Annotated in this window: 19 protein-coding genes and 2 tRNA genes; all 21 read right to left on the bottom strand. The window is 46.0% G+C overall.

Going from position 1 to position 22417, the window contains the following annotated elements:
- Window positions 1-59: 59 nt before the first annotated feature.
- Window positions 60-983, bottom strand: coding sequence for a cysteine synthase A (gene cysK, locus MKX80_RS00455; RefSeq protein ID WP_154999103.1), 924 nt, complete (start codon window positions 981-983; stop codon window positions 60-62).
- A 68-nt stretch (window positions 984-1051) separates the two neighbouring features.
- A complete protein-coding gene (locus MKX80_RS00450) occupies window positions 1052-1948 on the bottom strand; it encodes a peptidyl-prolyl cis-trans isomerase (protein ID WP_154999104.1) in 897 nt (298 codons plus the stop codon).
- Window positions 1949-1999: 51 nt separating this feature from the next.
- Window positions 2000-2869, bottom strand: coding sequence for an Hsp33 family molecular chaperone HslO (gene hslO / locus MKX80_RS00445; protein ID WP_182069566.1), 870 nt, complete (start codon window positions 2867-2869; stop codon window positions 2000-2002).
- Window positions 2870-2880: 11 nt separating this feature from the next.
- Window positions 2881-3657: a type III pantothenate kinase gene (locus MKX80_RS00440; RefSeq protein ID WP_182069568.1), complete on the bottom strand. Its 777-nt coding sequence runs from the start codon at window positions 3655-3657 to the stop codon at window positions 2881-2883.
- Window positions 3658-3858: 201 nt separating this feature from the next.
- Window positions 3859-5778 (bottom strand): ATP-dependent zinc metalloprotease FtsH, encoded by a 1920-nt coding sequence (ftsH, locus tag MKX80_RS00435; RefSeq protein ID WP_043926211.1) that lies wholly within the window; start codon window positions 5776-5778, stop codon window positions 3859-3861.
- A gap of 96 nt (window positions 5779-5874) precedes the next feature.
- Window positions 5875-6414 carry a hypoxanthine phosphoribosyltransferase gene (hpt, locus tag MKX80_RS00430; protein WP_154994349.1) on the bottom strand — a complete coding sequence of 180 codons (540 nt, stop codon included), beginning with the start codon at window positions 6412-6414 and terminating at the stop codon, window positions 5875-5877.
- Window positions 6398-7828: a tRNA lysidine(34) synthetase TilS gene (tilS, locus tag MKX80_RS00425; RefSeq protein WP_182069577.1), complete on the bottom strand. Its 1431-nt coding sequence runs from the start codon at window positions 7826-7828 to the stop codon at window positions 6398-6400. Before tilS ends, hpt begins: the two co-directional genes overlap by 17 nt.
- A 102-nt stretch (window positions 7829-7930) precedes the next feature.
- Window positions 7931-8965 carry a serine/threonine-protein kinase gene (locus MKX80_RS00420; protein ID WP_154994345.1) on the bottom strand — a complete coding sequence of 345 codons (1035 nt, stop codon included), beginning with the start codon at window positions 8963-8965 and terminating at the stop codon, window positions 7931-7933.
- Entirely contained in the window at window positions 8934-9671 is a 738-nt protein-coding gene (locus MKX80_RS00415) for a VWA domain-containing protein (protein ID WP_011197472.1), read from the bottom strand. Before MKX80_RS00415 ends, MKX80_RS00420 begins: the two co-directional genes overlap by 32 nt.
- Before the next feature lie 76 nt (window positions 9672-9747).
- Window positions 9748-12237 carry a stage II sporulation protein E gene (spoIIE, locus tag MKX80_RS00410; protein ID WP_154994341.1) on the bottom strand — a complete coding sequence of 830 codons (2490 nt, stop codon included), beginning with the start codon at window positions 12235-12237 and terminating at the stop codon, window positions 9748-9750.
- Between the two features lie 209 nt (window positions 12238-12446).
- A tRNA-Glu gene (locus tag MKX80_RS00405) sits at window positions 12447-12518 on the bottom strand.
- 10 nt (window positions 12519-12528) lie between these two features.
- A tRNA-Met gene (locus MKX80_RS00400) sits at window positions 12529-12602 on the bottom strand.
- Window positions 12603-12751: 149 nt separating this feature from the next.
- A complete protein-coding gene (locus MKX80_RS00395; protein WP_003178226.1) occupies window positions 12752-13150 on the bottom strand; it encodes a S1 domain-containing RNA-binding protein in 399 nt (132 codons plus the stop codon).
- A gap of 79 nt (window positions 13151-13229) precedes the next feature.
- The gene (locus MKX80_RS00390) at window positions 13230-13607 is read right to left on the bottom strand and encodes a septum formation initiator family protein (protein ID WP_154994339.1); all 378 of its coding nucleotides are present in this window, start codon (window positions 13605-13607) and stop codon (window positions 13230-13232) included.
- Between the two features lie 16 nt (window positions 13608-13623).
- Window positions 13624-14250, bottom strand: a complete 627-nt coding sequence (gene yabQ / locus MKX80_RS00385) for a spore cortex biosynthesis protein YabQ (RefSeq protein ID WP_043926216.1) — start codon at window positions 14248-14250, stop codon at window positions 13624-13626.
- A complete protein-coding gene (gene yabP, locus MKX80_RS00380; protein ID WP_011197470.1) occupies window positions 14247-14555 on the bottom strand; it encodes a sporulation protein YabP in 309 nt (102 codons plus the stop codon). Before yabP ends, yabQ begins: the two co-directional genes overlap by 4 nt.
- A gap of 76 nt (window positions 14556-14631) precedes the next feature.
- Window positions 14632-14895, bottom strand: a complete 264-nt coding sequence (locus MKX80_RS00375; protein WP_003178218.1) for an RNA-binding S4 domain-containing protein — start codon at window positions 14893-14895, stop codon at window positions 14632-14634.
- Window positions 14896-14901: 6 nt separating this feature from the next.
- On the bottom strand, window positions 14902-16371 hold the full coding sequence (gene mazG, locus MKX80_RS00370; protein WP_154999863.1) for a nucleoside triphosphate pyrophosphohydrolase: 1470 nt from the start codon (window positions 16369-16371) through the stop codon (window positions 14902-14904).
- The gene (locus MKX80_RS00365) at window positions 16361-17953 is read right to left on the bottom strand and encodes a polysaccharide biosynthesis protein (RefSeq protein WP_268316265.1); all 1593 of its coding nucleotides are present in this window, start codon (window positions 17951-17953) and stop codon (window positions 16361-16363) included. The genes mazG and MKX80_RS00365 overlap by 11 nt, the downstream gene beginning before the upstream one ends.
- Before the next feature lie 223 nt (window positions 17954-18176).
- Complete coding sequence (spoVT, locus tag MKX80_RS00360) at window positions 18177-18713, bottom strand: stage V sporulation protein T (RefSeq protein WP_154999865.1); 537 nt, start codon at window positions 18711-18713, stop codon at window positions 18177-18179.
- A gap of 137 nt (window positions 18714-18850) precedes the next feature.
- Window positions 18851-22384 carry a transcription-repair coupling factor gene (gene mfd, locus MKX80_RS00355; protein WP_268342963.1) on the bottom strand — a complete coding sequence of 1178 codons (3534 nt, stop codon included), beginning with the start codon at window positions 22382-22384 and terminating at the stop codon, window positions 18851-18853.
- Between the last annotated feature and the right edge of the window lie 33 nt (window positions 22385-22417).

The raw sequence follows: 22417 nt of genomic DNA, 5'->3' as shown, positions 1-22417 counted from the left end.
GCCTCATGACAAACAAAAGGCCGCCGACATCGTCGGCAGCCTCCCGTTTCAGCTGGAGCCTATTCAAATTGATAAAGAGGCGTGCTTAAGTATCTCTCTCCGTTACTAGGCAGCACAGCGAGAACTTTTTTGCCTTTTCCAAGCTTTTTAGCGACTTGAAGAGCAGCACAGATCGCCGCGCCTGAAGAAATTCCTCCGAGAATTCCTTCTTCTCTCGCCGCTTTACGGGCAAATTCAAAGGCTTCTTCGTTTTTCACTGTAATGATTTCATCGTAAATTTCCGTATTCAAGATTTCCGGAACGAAGCCCGCTCCGATTCCCTGAATTTTGTGCGGACCTGGTTTTCCTCCGGAAAGAACAGGAGAATCAGTCGGTTCCACCGCAAAAATCTTGATGGACGGATTTTTTTCTTTCAGGACTTCCCCGGCACCCGTTATGGTTCCGCCGGTTCCGATGCCTGCAATGAATGCATCTAAACCGTCTCCGAATTGTTCAGCAATTTCTTTCCCCGTCGTGCGGCGGTGAACTTCTGCGTTTGCAGGATTGTTAAATTGCTGAGGCATAAAATAGCCGTGTTCCTCAGCCAGCTCTTCCGCTTTTTTAATCGCGCCTTTCATTCCTTCAGCACCCGGAGTCAGTACAAGCTCAGCTCCATATGCACGCAGAAGGTTGCGGCGCTCAGAACTCATTGTATCAGGCATAACAAGAATCGCTTTGATGCCTTTCGCTGCAGCGACCATGGCAAGTCCGATTCCCGTATTTCCGCTTGTCGGCTCAATCAGTGTATCTCCTTCTTTCAGAAGGCCTTTCTCCTCAGCGTCTTCTATCATAGCAAGCGCGATCCGGTCTTTTACGCTGCTTCCAGGGTTCATATACTCCAGTTTCACATATACTTCAGCACTGTCTTCATCAACTAGTCGATTTAATTTAACGACAGGTGTATTTCCGATTAAGTCATAAACAGAGTTTGCAACGCGAACCATTTGAACACCTCAATTTCCGAGTAATTTTATTGGGATTATATCTAATTTATCAATATCAAAATATTTTGTCAATCTTTATTTTTTTCGTCATAAAACCAGGATACTTTCGCATCTTTCCATAGTGTCTTGACCGAAGCTTTGTCGCCTAATTGATCCATCGCGATCTGCCTTCTGATTTGATTTTTTACTTCGCTGTAAGTGAAAGCTTGCCTCGGGAGCTTTTCTTTGAGCTGGATGATCGCATAGCCCTGGCTCGTTTTAATCGGTTCATCCACCCATTGATTTTCCTTTAGTTGCTCGGCTTTCGCTAAATATTCGGCCGGAACGTTTTCATGCTGATCATTGACGAATCCGAGGTCGCCGCCGTAAGGAGCCGTATACCGGTCAGTCGAGTGCTCAGCTGCGGCTGCTTCGAAGCTGGATCCTTCCTTCAGCTCTTTAAGAACTTGTTCTGCTTCGTCTTTATCTTTGACAACGATATGTTTGAGGCGGTAAGAATCATCGAATTTATATAAGTCCTTATTTTTGTTATAGAATGACTTCAATTCGCTGTCAGAAATCACAATGTCTTTTGTCAGGAGCTCTTCAAGAAGAATATTATGCCTGATCTGTTCTTTCCATTCTTTTTCTGTCGTGTCTTGGTCTTCGTAGAAGGAATTGTATACAGCTTTAATCAGCAGAAATTCTCTTTCAATGTCATCATCAGACACTTTGATCTTGTTTTTTTCGGCCATTTGGGTAACAACGCGGTCGTTGATCATATCTTCAAGCGTTGATTTTCCATAGCGCTCTTCCATTTCGCTCAGCCATTCTTCACGCGTGATACCGTTTTTTCCGATATGTGCAATGATCTCTTGAGCTGATGATGAAGAAGCTGTCTGCGCTTTCGTCAGAACATACGCGATCACGATACAATTGACGAAGATCGCACCTAAAATAATCGGCCAAAGTGTTCTTGATTTCAATATGGTTTCTCCCCTTTCCCCATTGTAAAAGACCCGCTACTGCTAGCGGGCTTATATTTCATCTCGAAGCGCTTCAAGCTCTTCCTTTGTAAACAGATACGTTTCATTGCAAAAATGGCATTGAGCCTCAGCTTGGCCATCTTCATCAATCATCAGTTGAATTTCATCTTTGCCAAGACCGATGATGCCTCTCGCGAAACGTTCTTTTGAACAATTGCATGTAAACTGAACAGGAACGGTTTCCAGTATTTCCGGTTCTTCTCCCAATACCGCAGCCAGCACTTCCTCAGGTGTCAGACCTTTCTGAATCAGCTTTGAAATGGGCTCCACTTGAGAAAGGTTTGTTTCAAGCTTCGTGATGGTTTCATCGTCCGTGCCCGGCAGCAGCTGAATGATAAATCCGCCTGCAGCTAAAATCGTATTGTCGGGGTTGACGAGCACCCCTACACCCACCGAAGAAGGAACCTGCTCAGAAGACACGAGATAATATGTAAAATCCTCGCCGATTTCTCCGGAAACGATCTCAACCTGGCCTGTAAATAAATCGCGGAGACCGAGATCTTTTACTACACTTAGCGTGCCGGACGTGCCGACGGCTCTTCTGACGTCAAGTTTGCCGTGTTCATTTAAGTCGAAATGAACGTGCGGATTGGACACGTATCCTCTGACATCTCCTTTGGCATTCCCGTCAGCGACAATCGCGCCGATCGGTCCGCCTCCTTCAATCTTAACGGTAAGCTTGTCTTCGCCTTTCAGCATAGCGCCGAGCATGACAGCCGCCGTCATCGTTCTTCCTAAAGCGGCGGATGCGGTAGGCCATGTGTTATGCCTTCTTTGGGCTTCATGAATCGTTTCTGTTGTATTCGCTGCATATGCCCTCACTTTGCCGTCATATGCGATGGCTTTCACTAAATAATCCATACCTTATCCTCCTATACACTTTCAATACGATTCCGTTCATAAATAAGCTCTAGTCCCTTCAACGTAAGGAACGGATCAACAATATCGATGCAGTCCGATTCATCTGCAATCAAAGAAGCAAGACCGCCCGTCGCAATGACTTTAGGATTTTTCTTGGACTGCCATTTCATCCGCTTGACAATGCCTTCAACCTGTCCGACATAGCCGTAAAGGATTCCGGACTGCATCGCGCTGACCGTACTTTTGCCGACAATATGTTCAGGCCGTGCAATTTCAATTCTGGGAAGCTTGGCAGCTCTTGAATAAAGCGCTTCAGTTGAAATCGTGATGCCCGGCGCGATCGCACCGCCCATGTACTCCTTGCGCTCGTTAATATAACAGTACGTCGTAGCCGTTCCAAAATCAACGACAATCAGGGGACTTCCATAGAGATGAATAGCCGCCACTGCATTTACAATGCGGTCTGCTCCGACTTCTTTCGGATTATCGTATTTTATGTTTAATCCTGTTTTCATTCCCGGACCGACAATCTGAGGCTCGATCTGAAAATATTTGATACACATTCTTTCGAGGGAGAACATGATCGGAGGTACAACCGATGAAATAATAATCCCTTCGATCTGGTCAAACATCAGTCCGACATAATCAAACAAAGAACGAAGAAGCATGCCGAATTCGTCTTCCGTTTTATGGCGGCTTGTCTCAATCCGCCAATGATATTCGAGCTCTCCTTCGTGGTAGATGCCAAGGACGGTGTTTGTATTTCCCACATCTATAACAAGCAACATTCTGATCACCACTTTTGACTAGTTTCTCTTACTTGGACATAAAACATTCTACCATCATACAATACACGATGCCGATTCTGTTTGTAAACGAATCAAACCGGCGTGAAGAAAGATTTTCCAAAGCAGATTTTTAAGCCATAAAAAAAGAAAAACTGCCAAAAGCAAGCTTGGCAGTTTTTCTAAAGAGGCGAAAAAGTGTCACTACTCTTTTTCATCCTCGTTTTTCTCTTCGTCATCTCGTTTATTGATGTTAACTTTCACATCATCTGTCTTCTCCTGATCATCCGAATATGTGCGATCAGGAAGTCTTCCGTGCTCAGACAAATGTTTGATTTGTTCAGCGTCGAGCGTTTCAACTTCCAGCAATGTTTGAGCAATCAGCTCAAGTTTGTCGCGATTTTCAGTAAGGATTGTTTTTGCACGTTCATAACATTCCTTAATGAAGCGCTGAATTTCTTTATCGATTTCATACGCAATCGCGTCGCTGTAGTTTTGGTCATTGTTGAAATCGCGTCCCAAGAACACTTGCCCGCCTTGCGATTGTCCGAATTGAAGAGGACCGAGCTTTTCAGACATACCGAATTCGGTTACCATTCGTCTGGCAATGCCTGTAGCGCGCTGGAAGTCGTTATGGGCACCCGTGCTGACCTCACCGAAGATGATTTCTTCAGCCACACGGCCTCCAAGCAAGCCGACGATCTTATCGAGAAGTTCGGGTTTGGTTTGGAAATAACGGTCTTCCTTAGGAAGCATGACGGCATATCCGCCTGCTTGGCCGCGCGGTACGATCGTTACTTTATGCACCATATCCGCTTCATCCAAGACAAGTCCGATAACGGTGTGTCCCGCCTCGTGATAAGCCACGATATTGCGTTCTTTTTTCGAGATCACCCTGCTTTTCTTCGCAGGTCCGGCGATGACGCGGTCTGTCGCTTCATCGATGTCTCGCATATCGATCTTTTTCTTATCTTGACGCGCCGCTACGAGAGCCGCTTCATTTAGAAGGTTTTCAAGGTCTGCACCTGAGAATCCAGGCGTCCGCATTGCAATCGCTTTTAAGTTTACGGATTCATCAAGCGGCTTGTTTCTTGCGTGTACTTGAAGTACAGCTTCACGGCCTTTGACATCCGGGCGGTCAACGGTAATTTGACGGTCAAAACGTCCCGGGCGCAACAATGCAGGGTCTAAAATATCGGCGCGGTTTGTCGCAGCGATAATAATGATTCCTTCATTGGCGCTGAATCCGTCCATTTCAACAAGAAGCTGGTTGAGCGTCTGTTCACGTTCATCGTGACCTCCGCCAAGTCCTGCTCCCCGCTGGCGTCCGACAGCATCAATCTCATCGATGAAAATCAGACACGGCGCATTTTTCTTGGCGTTTTCGAACAAGTCGCGAACACGTGATGCACCAACCCCGACGAACATTTCAACGAAGTCAGATCCGCTGATGCTGAAGAAAGGCACCCCTGCTTCACCGGCACAAGCTTTCGCCAGCAATGTTTTACCGGTACCCGGAGGTCCGACCAAAAGCACGCCTTTCGGAATCCTTGCTCCGAGTTCGGCGAATTTGCGGGGATCCTTGAGGAAATCAACGACTTCCACAAGCTCTTGCTTTTCTTCATCCGCTCCTGCCACATCTTTGAATTTGACGCGTTTCTTTTCTTCTGTATAGAGCTTCGCCTTGCTTTTTCCAAAGTTCATAACACGGCTGCCGCCGCCTTGAGCCTGATTAAGCAGGAAGAAGAAAAGAATGAAGATAATAACAAAAGGGATGATGGTGGTAAAGAACGTCATCCATCCATTTGCTTCCTGTGCAGGTTCTATTTGTATCTTCGTTTTTTTCACTTGATCAATGATTTGATCTGCCCCTTTTCCTTCAGGAACATGGGTCAGGAAATACTGATCTTTCTCATAGGTCGTCAGCTGCCCTCGAACCTCGTACACACCCCTGACAGGCTGGATCGAGACATTTTCAACCTTCCCGTTATCTAGGTTTGAAACAAAGTCACTATACGTCATATTCTCTGTTTTCGGATTTGCGGTTTGGAAGTAGCTCACAACTCCGATCACAACTAATAAAATAAGTAAATAAAAAATGGTATTACGGAAGACCCGATTCATTCCTTACCTCCTCCCACAGTAAGCACAACTATGTTCAATAGTATCATAGAAAATCGTTCCAATACAACAGATATCCCTTTCGCTAACAAGCCCGAATCAGCTCTCATAAACCGCAGGTTTCAGCACTCCGATGTACGGAAGGTTACGATAGCGTTCAGCATAATCGAGACCATATCCGACAACGAAAGCATCGGGAACTTCAAAGCCGACGTAATCCGCTTTGATATCCGCTTTTCGTCCGCTTGGTTTATCAAGAAGGGTTACGATCTTAATCGATTTTGCTTTGCGGTATCGGAAAAGCTCTACAAGATAACTCAAGGTTAGCCCACTGTCGATGATATCCTCAATAATTAAGATGTCACGGCCCTCTACGGATGTGTCCAAATCCTTTATGATTTTTACCTCTCCGGAAGAAACCGTGGAACTGCCATAGCTTGATACATCCATGAAATCCATTTCCAAATATGTATCAATATGCTTCAAAAGATCAGCCATAAACGGCATGGCTCCCTTTAACACACCGATTGCCAGCGGAAACTTGCCGCTGTACTCTTCTGTCAGAGACGCGCCCAGCTCCTTGACTTTCTTTTGGATCTCTTCTTCTGAGATCAAGATATTTTCAATATCCTGTTTCATTCTTTGCTAGCCCCCTACACTTTTCATGCTGTCTATATTGTAATACAATGCGATCATTGTTTGTAACATCAAGTTCCTCAAAAATGGTTTTTTTCAGACCAGGTATCCAGATAATGTTTCCAACCGCGTCTGTTACAATGGGCCAGCTGTCTCTTTTCGAAAGAGGCACTTTTTCATCAATAAATATATCTTTAACCTTTTTTGAGCCGTTCATCCCTTTAAGTTTGACTCGGTCTCCGTTTTGCCTTGTCCGTACATAAAGGGGAAACTGAACCTGCTTGGGACTTGTTGCAAAAACATCATTTCCTTGCAGCTTCCGGGTTGAACCGGGTCCGCTCACATGAAGGGAGGAGCCGTCGGGAAGCATCAGTTCTTCTTCGTCTGCCCCGCTTATTTCATAATGATAGGAAACATTTTCACATTGTAAACGCTGAAATGTAAACAAACATGTATGATAAGATTTTGCAACTTTTAACCCATTCGGAAAATCAAGGGAACCGGATGGTCCAGCTTGTGAAATCCAATCCAGAAACACTTGAATATGATGGGCTGAAAACGCTGATGGAACGTTTTCATAAAGATAGTTTAATATTAGATGAACTCCCCTTCTTTGTAAAGGCATAGGGAGCGCAAGAAGTCGGTCGATGCTGATTTCGACACCGGAACTTGACTTGCTTGTGATTACTGTATTCATTTTGTCTTTCGTTAATGCCTGTAAGTATAATTCGTCTTCTGTCAGGAATTCACTGACGGATTGAAACCTTTTATGGACATCTTCCGACTCTTTCTTCAGAAAAGGGAGAACATGGTGCCTGAACCGGTTCCTGGTGTAATCATCCTCACTGTTGCTCGGATCGGTTCTAAACGGTATTCGATTCTCTTTGCAATAAGCCAAAAGATCATCCTTTGACAGCCTTAGAAACGGCCTGAGCAGCCAGCCGCTGTCAAAACGGCGCTTTGGCTGAATTCCGGCAAGCCCGATCCCGACTGTGCCTTTTGCCATCTTCATCAGCATCGTCTCCACCTGATCATCTCCATGATGAGCCAGAACCAGGTATTCAGCCTGATGCCTTTTCATTAACTCCTGAAAAAACGCATAGCGGCATTCTCTCGCAGCAGCCTGTTTATTCAGATTGTTTTCAGCGGCAAATGTCAGGACATCGATTTGCACCGCCTCGCATTGTATGCCTTCCGCCTCACAGTAGTCCTGAACGAACCGCATATCACGTTCAGACTCTTCGCCTCTGAACATATGATCGACGTGTGCGGCAATCAGCGTTGCGGAGGCAGGAACCGTACGGTGCAGAGCATGCAGCAGCGCCATCGAATCAGGCCCGCCGGAGACACCTGCAATCAGCGTCACTCCATCAAATGACAGTTCGTATTTTTTCATGAAATCTTCAATACTTTTCACAATGTCCTCCCACTAAGAGCAGGGTGTATTTCAAAAGATATAAATATCCTAACACTTTCAATCGGTCCCTGCAAAGAAGAGCTATCCGCCGAGAAAGCAGAGCTAAATAAAAAAGAGAACGATATACGCAAAGTAAAGGGCAAGAACGCTAACGACGATCAACAGCGTTTCAAAAACGCCGCCGGATTTAGAACTGTTTCTTTGCTTTCTGCGCCCGCTCCTTAACCTTTGCTGCTGAGGCGTCCCCCGCTTATGCCGCAGGCCTTGAGACGAGGCGGATGCCGATGAAGAACGGGCTGTTCTCGACTGGCGGCTGCTTTGCATTCGGGACGGCCGGCCGATTTCCAGGAGATCTCCCTTCATTTCATCAGCTGTTCGATAGCTTCCTTTTAAAGCAGAAGCAAGAACCGGTTTATACCGCTTTAAAAACGGATGACCGTCAATGACTGACATGAGCTGTTCCTGAGGTCTTGCTGTCTTTTTAAATTCTTTTTTCACCGCACAGTTCACCATAATCATGGCGACGGAAAACAGATCATAGGACGGCTCAGCCTTTCGGGTGCCAAATTCCCAATAACCTCTGTCAAAAAACTCTGTATATTCCTTAATTGCCCGGCCTTCTTTTGTCGTCCCGCCCACATCAATGCAACGGATTTGCGGCGGAGGACCCGTCACGATTAAATTCTCGGGCTTTAAATCTCCAAACACCCATCCTTCACGATGAATGGCCGACAGGCTTGAGAGAAGCTGGCTGATCAGCACCGGAATCCATTCCTCGCCTTTTTCGTTTACATATCTTAAAAGAAGCGGACCCTCAATATATTCCATGACATAAAATGAAAGTTTTTTGCCGACTCCTGCAACCACCATGTCATCCACATCAAAAAAAGAAGGCCCCATTGCTTTTGCCTGGGCCTTTGAGAAAGATTTCAGAACATTCACTTCCGAGGTAATGGACAGGCTGTCATCGCTCACTTTTAATGCAACGCGGCCCTTTCTTGATTCGGCCAGATACACAACGCCATTCGCCCCTTTTCCAAGCTGTCTGATGATCTTGTAGGAATGATTGTTCCACTTTCCAACAACGGCTGCACCCGGCTTTAGACTAGCCGCCAAACTCGTCGAAGCGTTTTTCATCGTCTTCTAACATTCTCCTTCTTGAGCCGATTTTGTTAAAATGCTGAATCGCCTCTCGTATTGCAGGTCCTGTCGGCGTAATGCCGCCGGCTGAAAGCTTGGAAAATATTGAAGAAAGAGATTCAAACTTCGGGGTCCAATCGAGCACAAGCTCGACCTCTTGTTTTTTCCCGGGAAATATAAGCATCGCAAATTCGTTTTCGCCGATTCTTGAATTGAGACTGATGGAAAGGTCTATCAATGCTTCTTTAACGGTCGGAAGCTTCGGATTCATGCTCGCGCTTGTATCGACAAGAACCAATACATGAAGATGTACGGTCTCACCGAGCTCGTCTACGACTTCCATGACTTCACCGCGTTTATCAGGAGGCAGTTCATCCATTTCGGTATGCTTGCCGAGAATTTGTTTGAGCTCACTGTTAACCACGCCTTGAAGGGTTTGTGTCATCGCCTTTTTTGTCACCATTTGAACGGTCTGCGACAGCTGCGACGTATAAACAACCTGGTGAACTCCCCCGCCTGCGAGAGCGATACCTTCAACTTCTTTCATCGCCTCCTGATCCATTTCATGCTCGTCCATAATCCCAATCACATTCACGGTAATTCCCTGCTCCTTAGCAAAGGCAGCCATGGCCTGCGGGTCTTCGCCGCGGTTTGAACAGCCGTCCGTCAAAAGCAGAATTTGATTCAAGTGCCCCTTTTTCATCGTTTTTATTCCTCCTGGACAAAGATATCTTGATTTAGTTCCATCATCGCCAGAAGAAATTTGATTTATACGAATGCTAAGAAATCTCTTGATTCTTTTGGAAAAAAGCCGGCGCCGGAATGGAGGCCCACTTTGGTGTATTATGGTCCAGCTTGATGACAATCACCGTCATGTCGTCCTCAATCAGACCCGACCTTGTCCGGATCACTTCTTCCATGATCAAGTCGGCGATTTCCTGCGGCTCCTCGGTTTTCAACGATTTCAATTTGCGCTTCATCCACAGATCATGATTTTCAACATGTCTCGGCCCTTCAAAGATTCCGTCGCTCATCATGATCAAAAGGTCTCCCGCTTTTAATTGCTCGCTGACAACATCGACATCGAATTCTGTAATGATGCCGATCGGCAGATTGCTGGCCTGCACTTTGATAATTTGATCGCCCCTTTTAATAAAGCTCGGGGTGGAGCCGATTTTCAAAAACTTGCAGCTCGCATCCTGAAGATCGATGACCGATAAATCCAATGTTGAATAAATTTCATCTGTCGTCCTTAATGAAAGAATGCTGTTGATCGTTTTAATCGCCACTTTTTCGTCGATGCCCGACTGAAGAATTTTTTCCAGCAGCTTGATCGTCTCATTGCTTTCAAAATGGGCCCTTGCGCCATTTCCCATACCATCGCTGATGGCGGCAGCATATTTGCCGGTGCCGAGCTCCATCATATTGTAGCTGTCGCCGGAGACAAGCCCTCCGCCTTTTGCTGCATGCGCGGCACCAGTCACCACCCTGTATGACTTCGCTGAACCGAAGGCAACGTGACAATATCCATTCGGGTGGCCTGCGCACTGTTCTGCTTTGACGATAATTTGTTCTTCCAAAATATCGGACAGCATCGGAGCGATGATTTTTTCACACTCCCCATGGCCGTTGCAATACGGGACACTCATTTCGATATCGATGTTGCCCTGCTCAAGGCTGTAAATCTCGACTTGCTGAATCTCAATGCCGAAGTGCTGCAGCGCATCCCGAATTTGTTCTTCTTGAATAAAATGCTGCTCTCTCTCCCTTTTTATTTCCCGAGAAAAGTCCGCCATAACCTGAGAAACTCCGAGAAGCTGCTCTGCGACGAGACGCCTGCTGTCATGCACCTTTTGTTTTAATGTCTGGTTCGCTCTAAAATGAGTCAGCTCGTCTTCCATCAGCGCTTCTACTTGCTTTGATTTGGAGCAGTGCTGATGAAACTCCTTTTTCAGCTTGCGGTTTTTAAAATATTGCTTTTCTTCTGTTTCCTGCATAACTCGTTTCATCAAGTCATATGTTTTATCAAAGTTCTGAACCCAGCACTTGTTTTTCTTATAGCAGGACTGGCAGGAGTGTTCTGTCACCGTGCTCAAAAACAGATCGATCTCTTTTTCTTTTCCTTCATCATCTGGAACCGAATGATAAAAGGTAGCGAAGCTTTCGGATAAAGCGTGAAAAACGCTCGAAAACTGATCGACCTTTTGGGCGGTGACATCGCGGATTTTTCTTGCATACTGCTGCTGTTCCTGGGCATGCTCAGTCGTTCCCGGTATATACTTGGCCACTTTTTTCGTAATCGACTGAGGGGTTAAAAGGAACAGACCGATTGCAATCAAAGATTCATAAAGCGTCGGCACCAGTTCAGCCGAACCTTCTCCGTACAGAGAAATCAATAGAGAACCGATCAATAAGCCGACCGCTGCACCGAACTTTTTCCCTTCTTTTAACAAACCGCCGAGAAGGCCTGAAAAAGCCAGCAGGCTCATCTGATATAAATTGCCGATATTTGAGAGGCTGAGAATCAGCCCGGTCACAACCCCGACTGTACAGCCGATGCTTGCGCCTCCGATGAACGCGAAAGCGAGCACGACATAACGGGCCAATATCAGTTCAGCCTGCATGCCTTGAAAAGAAACGCCTGTCAAGCCCGTGAGAACAGAAGCGATTAAAATCATAAAACAAATGATCTCTTCAATTTTCAGCGACTGTTTCGCCCGCTTTGATGTGACAATCGGCAGGCTTTGCAAAAAAATCAGTGTGAGGATAAACGATAATCCGGCTTCAACGAAAGCCATAATATAGTGATAACCCGAAACCGTTCCGTATTCGGCATATACGAATCCGCATCTTGTCACAGCCATCGCCAAAAAGACGACGACAGGCAGCGTTCTGACACGGTCTTTTATAATAAGGGACGTCATTTTTGAACATATCGCAAATGCAAACAGAGCCGCAAGCACGAACAGCGAATGCTGAGGCGATATGCTCAGAGCTCCGGCAAGAAGCGCCAGGCATGCAAGGAAAGCTTTATCTTTTTTGATTAAAAGCATCGCTCCGAAAAATGGAAGAGCAAAGGGAATGACCTCTGACAGAATGAAGGCTCGTCCCAATAAAAAACCGATGACCATATAGATCAGCCCTTTATAAAAAAAGAGGGAATATAAATGCTGCATCACAAGCTTCGTCATGCTGCCAAACCATGAATACAATTTTTGAACAGCAGGTCCAGCTATTGGGCTGTTCACTCTTCTTTCCGCTTTTTCCATGCTCTCATCTCCCACTCGTTTATTCGTTGCTTGCCATTATAGCGAAAGATGAAATAGGATTTTGTCAAAAGAAGGTAACGAATTCAAAGAACTGTTCGACGCTTTTTGTAGCATGCTTCAATCACTCTTGATAAGTCGAGTCCATTCCCGTTATTTTGCATATTTTTATGCAGCAAAAAACCGGCTTCAGAAGAAGCCGGTTTCCGGAATGACCCGTACGGGATTCGAACCCGTGTTACCGCCGTGAAAGGGCGGTGTCTTAACCACTTGACCAACGGGCCTTCATATAAGTAGCGGCGGAGGGGATCGAACCCCCGACCTCACGGGTATGAACCGTACGCTCTAGCCAGCTGAGCTACACCGCCATGTTGTTGATTTCTTTTAACGCACAAGTTCTATAATACAAAGGATTGTCCTATCCGTCAATAGAAATTTTAATAAAATTTTATAAGAAAATAAAAAGGCATCCGTTGGGATAAGACGAATGCCTTTCGTATATATAGAAAGCAGCAAGTTAACCTCTTCTTGCTCCGCGCCCTCCACGTTTTGATTCCGTGTTGCGTTTTAGAGACGATAAGCGATCTTCACTGTCTTTTAAAAACTTATTCATTTTCTGTTCAAACGTTTCTTTAGAGCGGAAATCATTTTTAGGTCTCGCAGGTCTTGATGATTGAGGACGGTCTACAGCCTTTTTGATCGACAAGCCGATTTTACCATCTTTCTCAACATTGATGACTTTAACTTCTACTTGATCACCGACCTTCAGATGATCATTAATGTCCTTCACGTAGTTATCGGCTACTTCGCTGATATGAACAAGACCTGTTGATCCTCCAGGCAGTTCAACAAACGCTCCGAAATTTGTAATACCTGTTACTTTCCCTTGCAACTTGCTGCCAACTTCAATCGACATAAAAAAAGTGCTCCTCCTTAGACTTAAAAAAGATCATTTGTTTAATTATACATAAAGAAAAAATTAAGTGTCAACAAGGCTACTTGCTCTTATCTTCAAACTTGAAGATGATTTCGCCATCCTTTGAGAGGTAATAATCCTTTCTGGCAAGCTCTGCAACGTAGTCCTCGTCCTTTAATTTCACAATCTCATCTTTCAAATCCGATTTTTTTGCTTCCAGCTGTTCCAATTGTTTCAAAAGCTCTGCTTTCTTCTCTTGCTTCGCACTGATATCCGAAGTCTGCGACCAGAGTGAGCTGACAATCACAATCGCCGACAGCAGCACAACGGCGCCGAAAACCATCAACCGTCTGTATAGACCGCGTCTTTTTCTTTTCAGCTGCTGCTGTTTTCGCTCCATCTGCTCTTTGTATTCGTTCTGTATTTGCGATATGTTGCGTCTCCTGGGATCATTCATTCCAGACGGCCTCCCTTCATTTTTTTAAAAGTTTTGCCTTAATGGTTATGAATAGTTTCTTCCCCTTTTCGAAAAATCCTGCTCCTTTTTGCAAAAAGCGTCTCAACAATCCCCGAACCGGGGCGGGAAGAAGCCTGCAGCATTGATATAGTATAAAATAAATCGGATATCCTGCAACTTTTAATATCTTATATAAACATACCGCAAAAAAACGAAAAAGAACATAGATATTTCTCATTGTAAAGAGAATGATGGCTAAAATGGCTTGAAACGTCCATACAACAGGCCGAAACACCATCATCCGCATCATCTTTGAGACCAGCCTGGAGATGAATATAAAAAAGGAAATCATCCATTCCAAAAGCTTGATATAGACCTGCTTAAAAAGGCTTTGATAAGCGGCAAACCCAAGCATGACCGCTAGAAAGATATAAATTCGGAATTCCCCTTCATTCACGCTCAGCAAAACATAGAAAAAAAGGAGACCTTGTACCACCCAAAACAAAAAGTCATGGAGAAACAACAGCCACCTTGCTGTTTTCGGGCGAACGACAAAACGGGTATAGGTGTCAAGGGAAGCGCCAAGCCATGCCCCCATTCCGGCCATGGCCAGCATCGTATAGAACTGTGTGGTCAGCGTCATTTAAACAACTTGCTAAAAAATCCTTTAGCTTTCTCCCCCTGCTGCTCATCCAAATAGACGAGATCAAGCACTCTTCCCTTGATGGAGACAACGCCTTTTTCCACATCAAGATTCTTCATCTGCAGGTTTTCGCCTCTGACCGCAAGCATGCCCATGACCGTCTCAAGTAAAAATTCCTCGTTGTCAAAGCTCTCGACCTGTTTGACACCGGATATATCCAGCAGCTTGCGGCCCTTCATCGTCACATTATGTTCAGGACCAGATGCCCCGCCGGAAGGGTTGTGCTGATCATAATATACATTCATCGATTCATCCCCCATATCCTCATACTAAAGATTCGATACTGCATTGTATGAGACGGGGGATTTTTTTAGAACAAGCCTATTCTCCTCCCAGCTTCTCCTCTTTGAGAACGGTATACATATCAGCGGCTTCTTCTTTTTTTGTCGTATCCTTCAATTCATTGACTTTGACGGTAACAAGTTTTTGGCCGAAACGCACCGCAAGCTCGTCGCCCGCTTTGACAACAGAGCTTGCTTTTGCCTGCTGGCCATTGATCGAAATTCTTCCCTGGTCAGCCACTTCTTTTGCAAGCGTCCGTCTTTTAATCAGTCTTGATACTTTGAGAAATTTGTCGAGTCTCATCGCTTGTCAGCTCCTTTCAATGTCTTTCGCTTCATCCCACAATTCGTCCATTTCTTCAAGCGTCATACTTTCCAGATCCTTGCCCATACGCTTTGCAGATTGTTCAATATGCGTGAACCTTCTGTAAAACTTGGCATTTGTCATCGCAAGGGCTTCTTCCGGTTCGATTTTATAAAACCGGCCGATATTGACGAGCGCGAATAAAAGATCGCCGAACTCTTCTTTCATTTTTTTGCTGTTCTGTTCGGCTTCGGAAATTTCCGAAGAAAATTCTTTCATTTCCTCCTGGACTTTATCCCAAATATCCTGGACATTCGACCAGTCGAATCCGGTCTTTGCCGCCTTTTTCTGAAGCTTGTTCGCTTTTGACAAAGCAGGAAGCGGCTTTGGAATGTCGTCGAGGAGGGATTGATCGTCCGCTTGTTTCTCCTGCTTCTTGATCTCTTCCCAGTTTACCATGACGTCGGCCTCATCACGAACAGAGACTTCTCCGAAGACATGCGGATGCCTTCTGATCATTTTTGCAGTGATGCCGCGAATCACATCATCAATTGAAAAAAAGCCGTCATCCTCGCCGATCTGTGCATGCAGCAGAACTTGGAGCATCACATCGCCGAGCTCCTCTACAAGGTGGTCGGGATCTTCTTCATCAATCGCCTCGAGGACCTCATAGCATTCCTCGATTAAGTATTTTTTGAGCGATTCATGGGTTTGTTTCCGATCCCACGGGCAGCCGTCGGGTCCGCGCAGCTTCCTGATGACGCTGCGGAACATCGAAAATTCCTGGTACAGAACCTCTTCTTCTTTGACAGGCGGAACGTAGACGCTCGTTAAATTATTGATGCCCACGCTTCTGTCCAATTCGTAAAGAGGCACTGTCCGAATGTCTTGCATGCTGCTACCGGCCGCTGTTACAATGACGATTTCATAGTCGTCAGGAAGCTTTTCCATCAACGTCAGTTTGACCTCTGAAGCCGTCATTTGATCATATACCTGGCAAATAATCAAATGATGACGGAGCTCGACTTCGTCAGCGGAAAAGCGGACGGCATCGACAAACTGAAACCCGTCAATCGGATCGATCTGCAAAGCATTTAACGTCGCATCAATAAAGCTGTGGCCTCCCTCGACAACGACGTCGGCCTGATGAGCGCCCCGCCTCTCAAGCAAAAGCTGGACCGTTTTTTCAGCGACGAACGGATGGCCCGGAACGGCATAGAGCACATCCCTCTGCTTCGCCTCTTCAAAAAGCCGCTCTACGATCTCCTCGTAAACATCTTCGAATTGATCATGCTTTTCATAGACCTCATCAAAAAAATGAATCTCCGCTATTTCTTTTTTCAGGTCTTCTATTAATGGATGGTCTTTCGTCCTGACATAAAGAACCTCCGCTTGTGTGAGCCGTTTATATACACCGAGGGTTAATTGATTCATATCGCCTGCCCCCAGGCCGACTACCGTGATTTTACCGGCCATGCCTGCCGCCCCTTTCTCGTTTTAATGTCAGGAGCTTGCTGCCAAAAGGTACAAGCTCAAGTTCTTTTTCTGAAAACACGCGTAATGTGAAGATACCGGACAAAAAGACAACGCCGCCGACGAAAACGGCGCTAAGACTTTCCGCCGCCGAGATCCATCTGCTTTTATGAGGTATGACCGCTTCAAAAGCATAAAGCCACACCGCCAGAGCGGCCGACATGATCACAGCCGACAGCAAAACACCCGCTATCCTGTATTCTGACAGCTTGATCCAGCCTTTCCTTTTCAGCTGAAAAAAATTGAGCCCAGCGACAGTGGCGAATGACATCATAGTCGCAAAAGCGGCGCCGGAAATGCCGAAACCGGAGATCAAGAGCTCGTTCAATGCGGCTTTCACCAAAAAGCCGCAGCAGACGGAAACAGCCGGAAGACATGTATGACCGAGTCCTTGCAAAACAGCAGTCATCGTGATCGCCAGCGATGCAAAGAGAATCGACACGCTGAAAATTTGAAGTGCAACCGTTCCATCGCTGTTCTTAAACAGCATCACATTGACCGGCTCCAAAATGCATATCAGACCGGCGGCTGCCCCCGTACCGATGACGAAGCTCATTTTTAGCGAATACCGGATCTTTTCCTCCAGCACCGCAGTTTCTCCCTTTTTCTTCGCTTTCGTAAGGGACGGGACAAGAGCCGTCGCAATGCTCGCAGCAAAAACGGTTCCCAGCTGCAAAAGCGGCTGTCCCCTGTCATACACCCCTTTTGTATGTTTCGCCTGAAGTTCGTCCATTCCTTGTCCGGCCAGCAATGAATACAAGTTCAATGCGTCGACGAGCTGGATGAGAATCAGCATGAGGCCGGCGGTACAAATCGTAACCGAATACAGACACAGCTGTTTCAAAATATCACCCGTACCGACCTCTATCCGGGCGGCAGTGGTTTTCTTTTCACGCTTGGCCCAAAACACGGCGAGAGTGAAAAACGCCGCAAGGCCGCCGACAAGGGAGCCAAAGGCTGCCCCTGCACCGGCGTCATATAAGGAAAAGCCGCTTTTGACAAGCCACCACGTCAAAACAAGAATCGCCCCGACCCGGAGTGTCTGTTCTCCAATTTGGGAAAGTGCGGTCGGCAGCATCCGTTCGCTTCCTTGAAAATAGCCTCTCAACAAAGACACGAACGGAAGCAGCAAATAAGAAAACGACACGGCGCGGATCACCCCGGCAAGGTCGGGATCGCCCATAAACCTTGCGATGGCTCCAGCTCCGGCAAACAAGAGTAGAAAAAAGCCGAGGCCGACAGCCGATAAAAAAAGCATAGACACCTGGAGAATCTTTGCCCGGTTTGCGGACCCGTAATCATTCAACAACTTTGAAATGATGACCGGGAACCCGGAGGTGGCAAGCATCACAGATATTCCGATCATCGGATACACCTGCTGAAAAATATAAAAACCGACATCTCCAACTATATTTTGAAAAGGCACTCTATATACAGCGCTTAATATCTTTGATAATATCCCCGCCAATGACAGGACAAAGGCGCCTTGCCAAAGCCATTGTCTTTGGCCTTTTAAAAACCCCATTCCTTTAAGCTCCTTCCAATGCGCTTTCTCTCCGCTTTCTAAAAAGCGCATGAAACGTGCTTATTATACCATATTCAGGACTCGTACCCCGCCTGCAACTGTGAATTAAAAAAGAACAGCCCACAAGGTGCTGTTCCAACTGCTGATGCTGATTCAAGCTGAGAAAACACTTTCGGCATTCCAGCTCGTTCGAGCAGGAATGTCAAAATAAAAGGAATGAGACCTATTGTTCCATTTGACGGGCCAAAAAGCCGGCGGCAGTTTCAACCGCTTTATGTTCCACTTCGCCGATTGACTGGTCTTTTGAAAAAATGACAACCGCTCCGATCGGATCGCCGTTTGCAACAATCGGGCCGACGGTATAAGAAGCAACCTCTTCATCAATACCATCAATAAGCTGAATTGTCTTCGCGTCTCCGTCCAAAACCGAATTGCGCTGATCCATCGCCTTTTCGACCATGTCGCTGATCGATTTGTTTAAATAGTCTTTTTTAGACCCTCCGGATACCGCGATATACACATCCCGGTCGCAAATCAACACGGAATGGCCCATGCTGTCATAAAGCGCATCTGCATACTCTTTTGCAAAGTCGCCGAGCTCGCTGATCGGAGAATATTTTTTTAAAATAACCTCCCCATCCCGGTCCACAAATATTTCCAAAGGGTCTCCTTCACGAATGCGCAAAGTTCTGCGGATTTCCTTCGGGATCACGACCCGGCCTAAATCATCAATTCGACGTACGATACCAGTTGCTTTCATCTCTGCTGCCTCTCTTTCATTTGATGATATATCTGGTGGATATAAACAGAGCTGTGTACTTATGTAACACTCTCCACTCTTGATTGGTTTTAGTATCCTTCACATCAAATGTAATATACGTGAGAAACAACAAATTTTTATGATGAAGCGATCGTTTGCTTTTTAACGTTTTGAAGGCCTTTCAATATATCGAGAAGCGTTTCCAGCCACTCCTCCGGTTTTCGGTTTTTCACTTGAATCGAAATTTTCAATTTCTTCCCTTCCATCCCGAGGCCGATCTGTCTGCCGTACTTGCTGCCGAGTTCAAACAGTTTTTGACCGTCAATTTCGGCACTAGCTTTTTCGTCAATTGTCAGTATGACGGCGTCTTTATCCTGTTTGATCAGCTCGACGCGTTCCTTGATGGCATATACCTTCGCCTCTGCGATGGCGAATAAATATTCGACTTCTTTCGGGTATTCGCCGAAGCGGTCGATCATCTCATCTTGAAGCTCGCTCTTTTCTTCAATGGTTGAAATCGCCCTGAACCGTTTATACATATCTATTTTTTGCTTGCCGTCTGTCACATAAGTCTGCGGAATATATGCGTCAAGCTCCAAATCGATTTCCGGCTCAAACTTTTCAGCTTGCGGTGCATCTCCCTTGCGCGCTTCTATTGCTTCCTTGAGCATTTGCGAATATAAATCGAAACCGACAGAATCGATGAACCCGTGCTGCTGCGCACCTAAAAGATTTCCGGCGCCGCGGATCGTCAAATCGCGCATCGCGATTTTAAACCCTGACCCGAGTTCTGTAAATTCTTTAATCGCCTGAAGCCTTTTTTCGGCCACTTCCGTAAGGACTTTGTCCTTCCTGTACGTAAAGTAAGCGTAAGCTACACGGTTTGAGCGGCCGACGCGGCCCCTCAGCTGATACAGCTGGGAAAGCCCCATCTTATCTGCGTCAAATACGATCAGGGTATTGACGTTTGGAATATCAACGCCCGTTTCAATAATCGTTGTGCTGACTAGCACATCCGATTCTCCCTCTAAGAAATTCAGCATGACCGATTCGAGTTCGTTTTCTGTCATCTTTCCATGGGCATACGTCACCTTGGCATCAGGCACAAGCATCGAAATTTCTTCTGCTTTTCTTTCAATATCTTCGACCCTGTTGTACAAGAAGTAAACCTGACCGCCTCTGGCCAGCTCACGTTCTATCGCTTCTCTGACCAAGGCCCCGTTGTATTCGACAACGTATGTCTGTACCGGGAAGCGGTTTTCCGGAGGCGTTTCAATGACTGACAAATCTCTGACACCGAGCATGGACATATGAAGGGTCCGAGGTATCGGAGTTGCCGTTAACGTCAAAACGTCGACATTCGCTTTAATGCGTTTAATTTTTTCCTTATGTGTGACACCGAACCTTTGTTCTTCATCAATGATAAGCAGTCCAAGATCTTTGTACACGACATCCTTGGACAACAGCCTGTGAGTGCCGATCACGATGTCAATCGTTCCGTTTTTCAAGCCTTTAATCGTTTCATTTGCTTCTTTTCTGGTCCGGAACCGGCTGAGCAAACCGATATTAATCGGGTAGTCCTGGAAGCGTTCCAATATCGTTTCATAGTGCTGCTGTGCGAGGATCGTAGTCGGCACAAGGATCGCTACCTGTTTTCCGTCTGCAATCGCTTTAAAGGCGGCGCGGATCGCCACTTCGGTTTTGCCGTAGCCCACATCGCCGCAAAGGAGCCGATCCATCGGTCTTTCTTTTTCCATGTCCCTTTTAATCTCATGGATCGATCTCAGCTGATCCTCTGTCTCCTGATAAGGAAATGCGGATTCAAATTCACGCTGCATTTCATGGTCGGGTGAAAACGCGTAACCTTTGCTTGCTTCCCTTTCGGCATAGAGCTTGATCAAGTCATCGGCGATATCCTGGACAGAGCTTTCAACCTTTTTCTTAACCCGTTTCCATTCGCTTCCTCCAAGTTTATAAAGCTTCGGCTCTTTGCCTTCGGAACCAACGTACTTTTGCACCTGATCAATTTGGTCAACCGGTACGTAAAGCTTGTCGCTTCCTTGGTAATGAATATTCAGGTAATCCTTATGAATGCCGTTGATCTCCAGCGTTTCAATCCCTAAATACTTTCCGATACCGTGGTTCACATGGACGACATAATCGCCGATCTGAAGCTCCGAGTAGCTTTTGATCCGTTCGGCATTGGTCAGTTTTTGTTTGCGCGCCTGCTTTTTGACACGCTTTTTAAACAGCTCTTCCTCGGTAATGACGGCCAGCTTGATCATCGGAAGCTCAAAACCGGATTGAAGACCGCCTTCCATAATGTAAATCTGGCCTTGGGCAAGCGCTGCATCCTGGTCGGCCTGGGCGGCTTCGATGTCATAATCGGACAATACAGATGCAAGCTTTTCGACGCGCTCTTTGCTGTCCCCGAGGAAAACCGTTGTATATTTCGATTTTTTAAACCGTTCGATCTCATTTTTGAGCACATTCATTTGTCCGTGAAAGTTCTGCATTTGCTTGCTTGAAACATTGACGATGTTTTGCGGACTGGTGTGCTGTACATGCCTTAAAAACAGCGAGTAATACAAAATCGGGCGGGGCTGTTTTGAAATGAGGCTGTGAAAAGGAAATGACATCGATGTATCATGAAGGATTTTCCCTTCTTCCAGAAGGCTCGTAATCCACTCTGCCTCTTCCTTTTGCAGCTGGTCTTCCATTTCATGAATACGGCTGATTTCATCTAGTATCAGCAAAGTATTTTTCGGGAAATAATCTAGTAAACTAGCAGGCTTCTCATAGAAATAAGAAAGGTATTTGACCATTTCCTGGCCGATATGCCCTTCCTTGAGCCGCTCTTTATCTTCCGCGATATTTTGGTCGAGAATTTCCTTTTGTTTATCGAGCTTCAGCTTTTTAAGACTGTTGGCAAGGCCTTTATCGATTTGTTCAAGCGCCCTTTGCCGGTCTTCATCCCGCACGATCAGTTCCTTCGCAGGGCCGATCGTTACTTCATCGCGCGTATCCAGTGAGCGCTGATCATCTGTATTGAATATACGAATCGAATCAACTTCTGTATCAAACAATTCAATCCGGACAGGGTTTTCTTCAGTCAATGAATAGACATCGATAATACCCCCGCGAATGCTGAATTCGCCTGGAGCCGCCACCATATCCGTACGCTCATACCCCATTTGAACAAGCTTCTGAAGCAGCTGTTCCGGGTCGATATCGCGCCCCGTCTCAATGTGAATCTGACTGTTTTGCCATACTTCGACAGGGGGCAGCATTCTTCTGACGGCTGCTGCCGGAGCAATAACGATAGGCGCTTCACCGCTTGCAAGCCTATTTAAGACATCAAGCCTTTGCGAGCGCAGTTCAGGGCTTGCTACTGCAATTTCAGAAGAAATCAATTCGTTGACAGGATATAAAAGGACAGGCTGATCTTTTATCAGCCCTGTTAAGTCATCTGTAATTTTTTGAGCCTGATAAAGGTTATGCGTAATTAAAAATACCGGCCGTCTCGTTTCTTTTGTAAGAGCGGCTGTAAATAATGACCGGGCAGATCCGGAGAGCCCCGCAAGCAGCTGTTCCTTCAGCCCTTCGTTTAAGCCGTTGACGATGGATTTAAAATCATCGCTTTGTGTGATATAGGATTGAATATTGTTCAAATGAGCCCCTCCTCTCTTCCTCAAATAGAAAAA

Source organism: Bacillus sp. FSL K6-0972 (assembly GCF_037976035.1).
GTDB classification, from domain to species: Bacteria; Bacillota; Bacilli; order Bacillales; family Bacillaceae; genus Bacillus; species Bacillus haynesii.
This window is presented reverse-complemented; position numbering and strand designations above follow the sequence as displayed.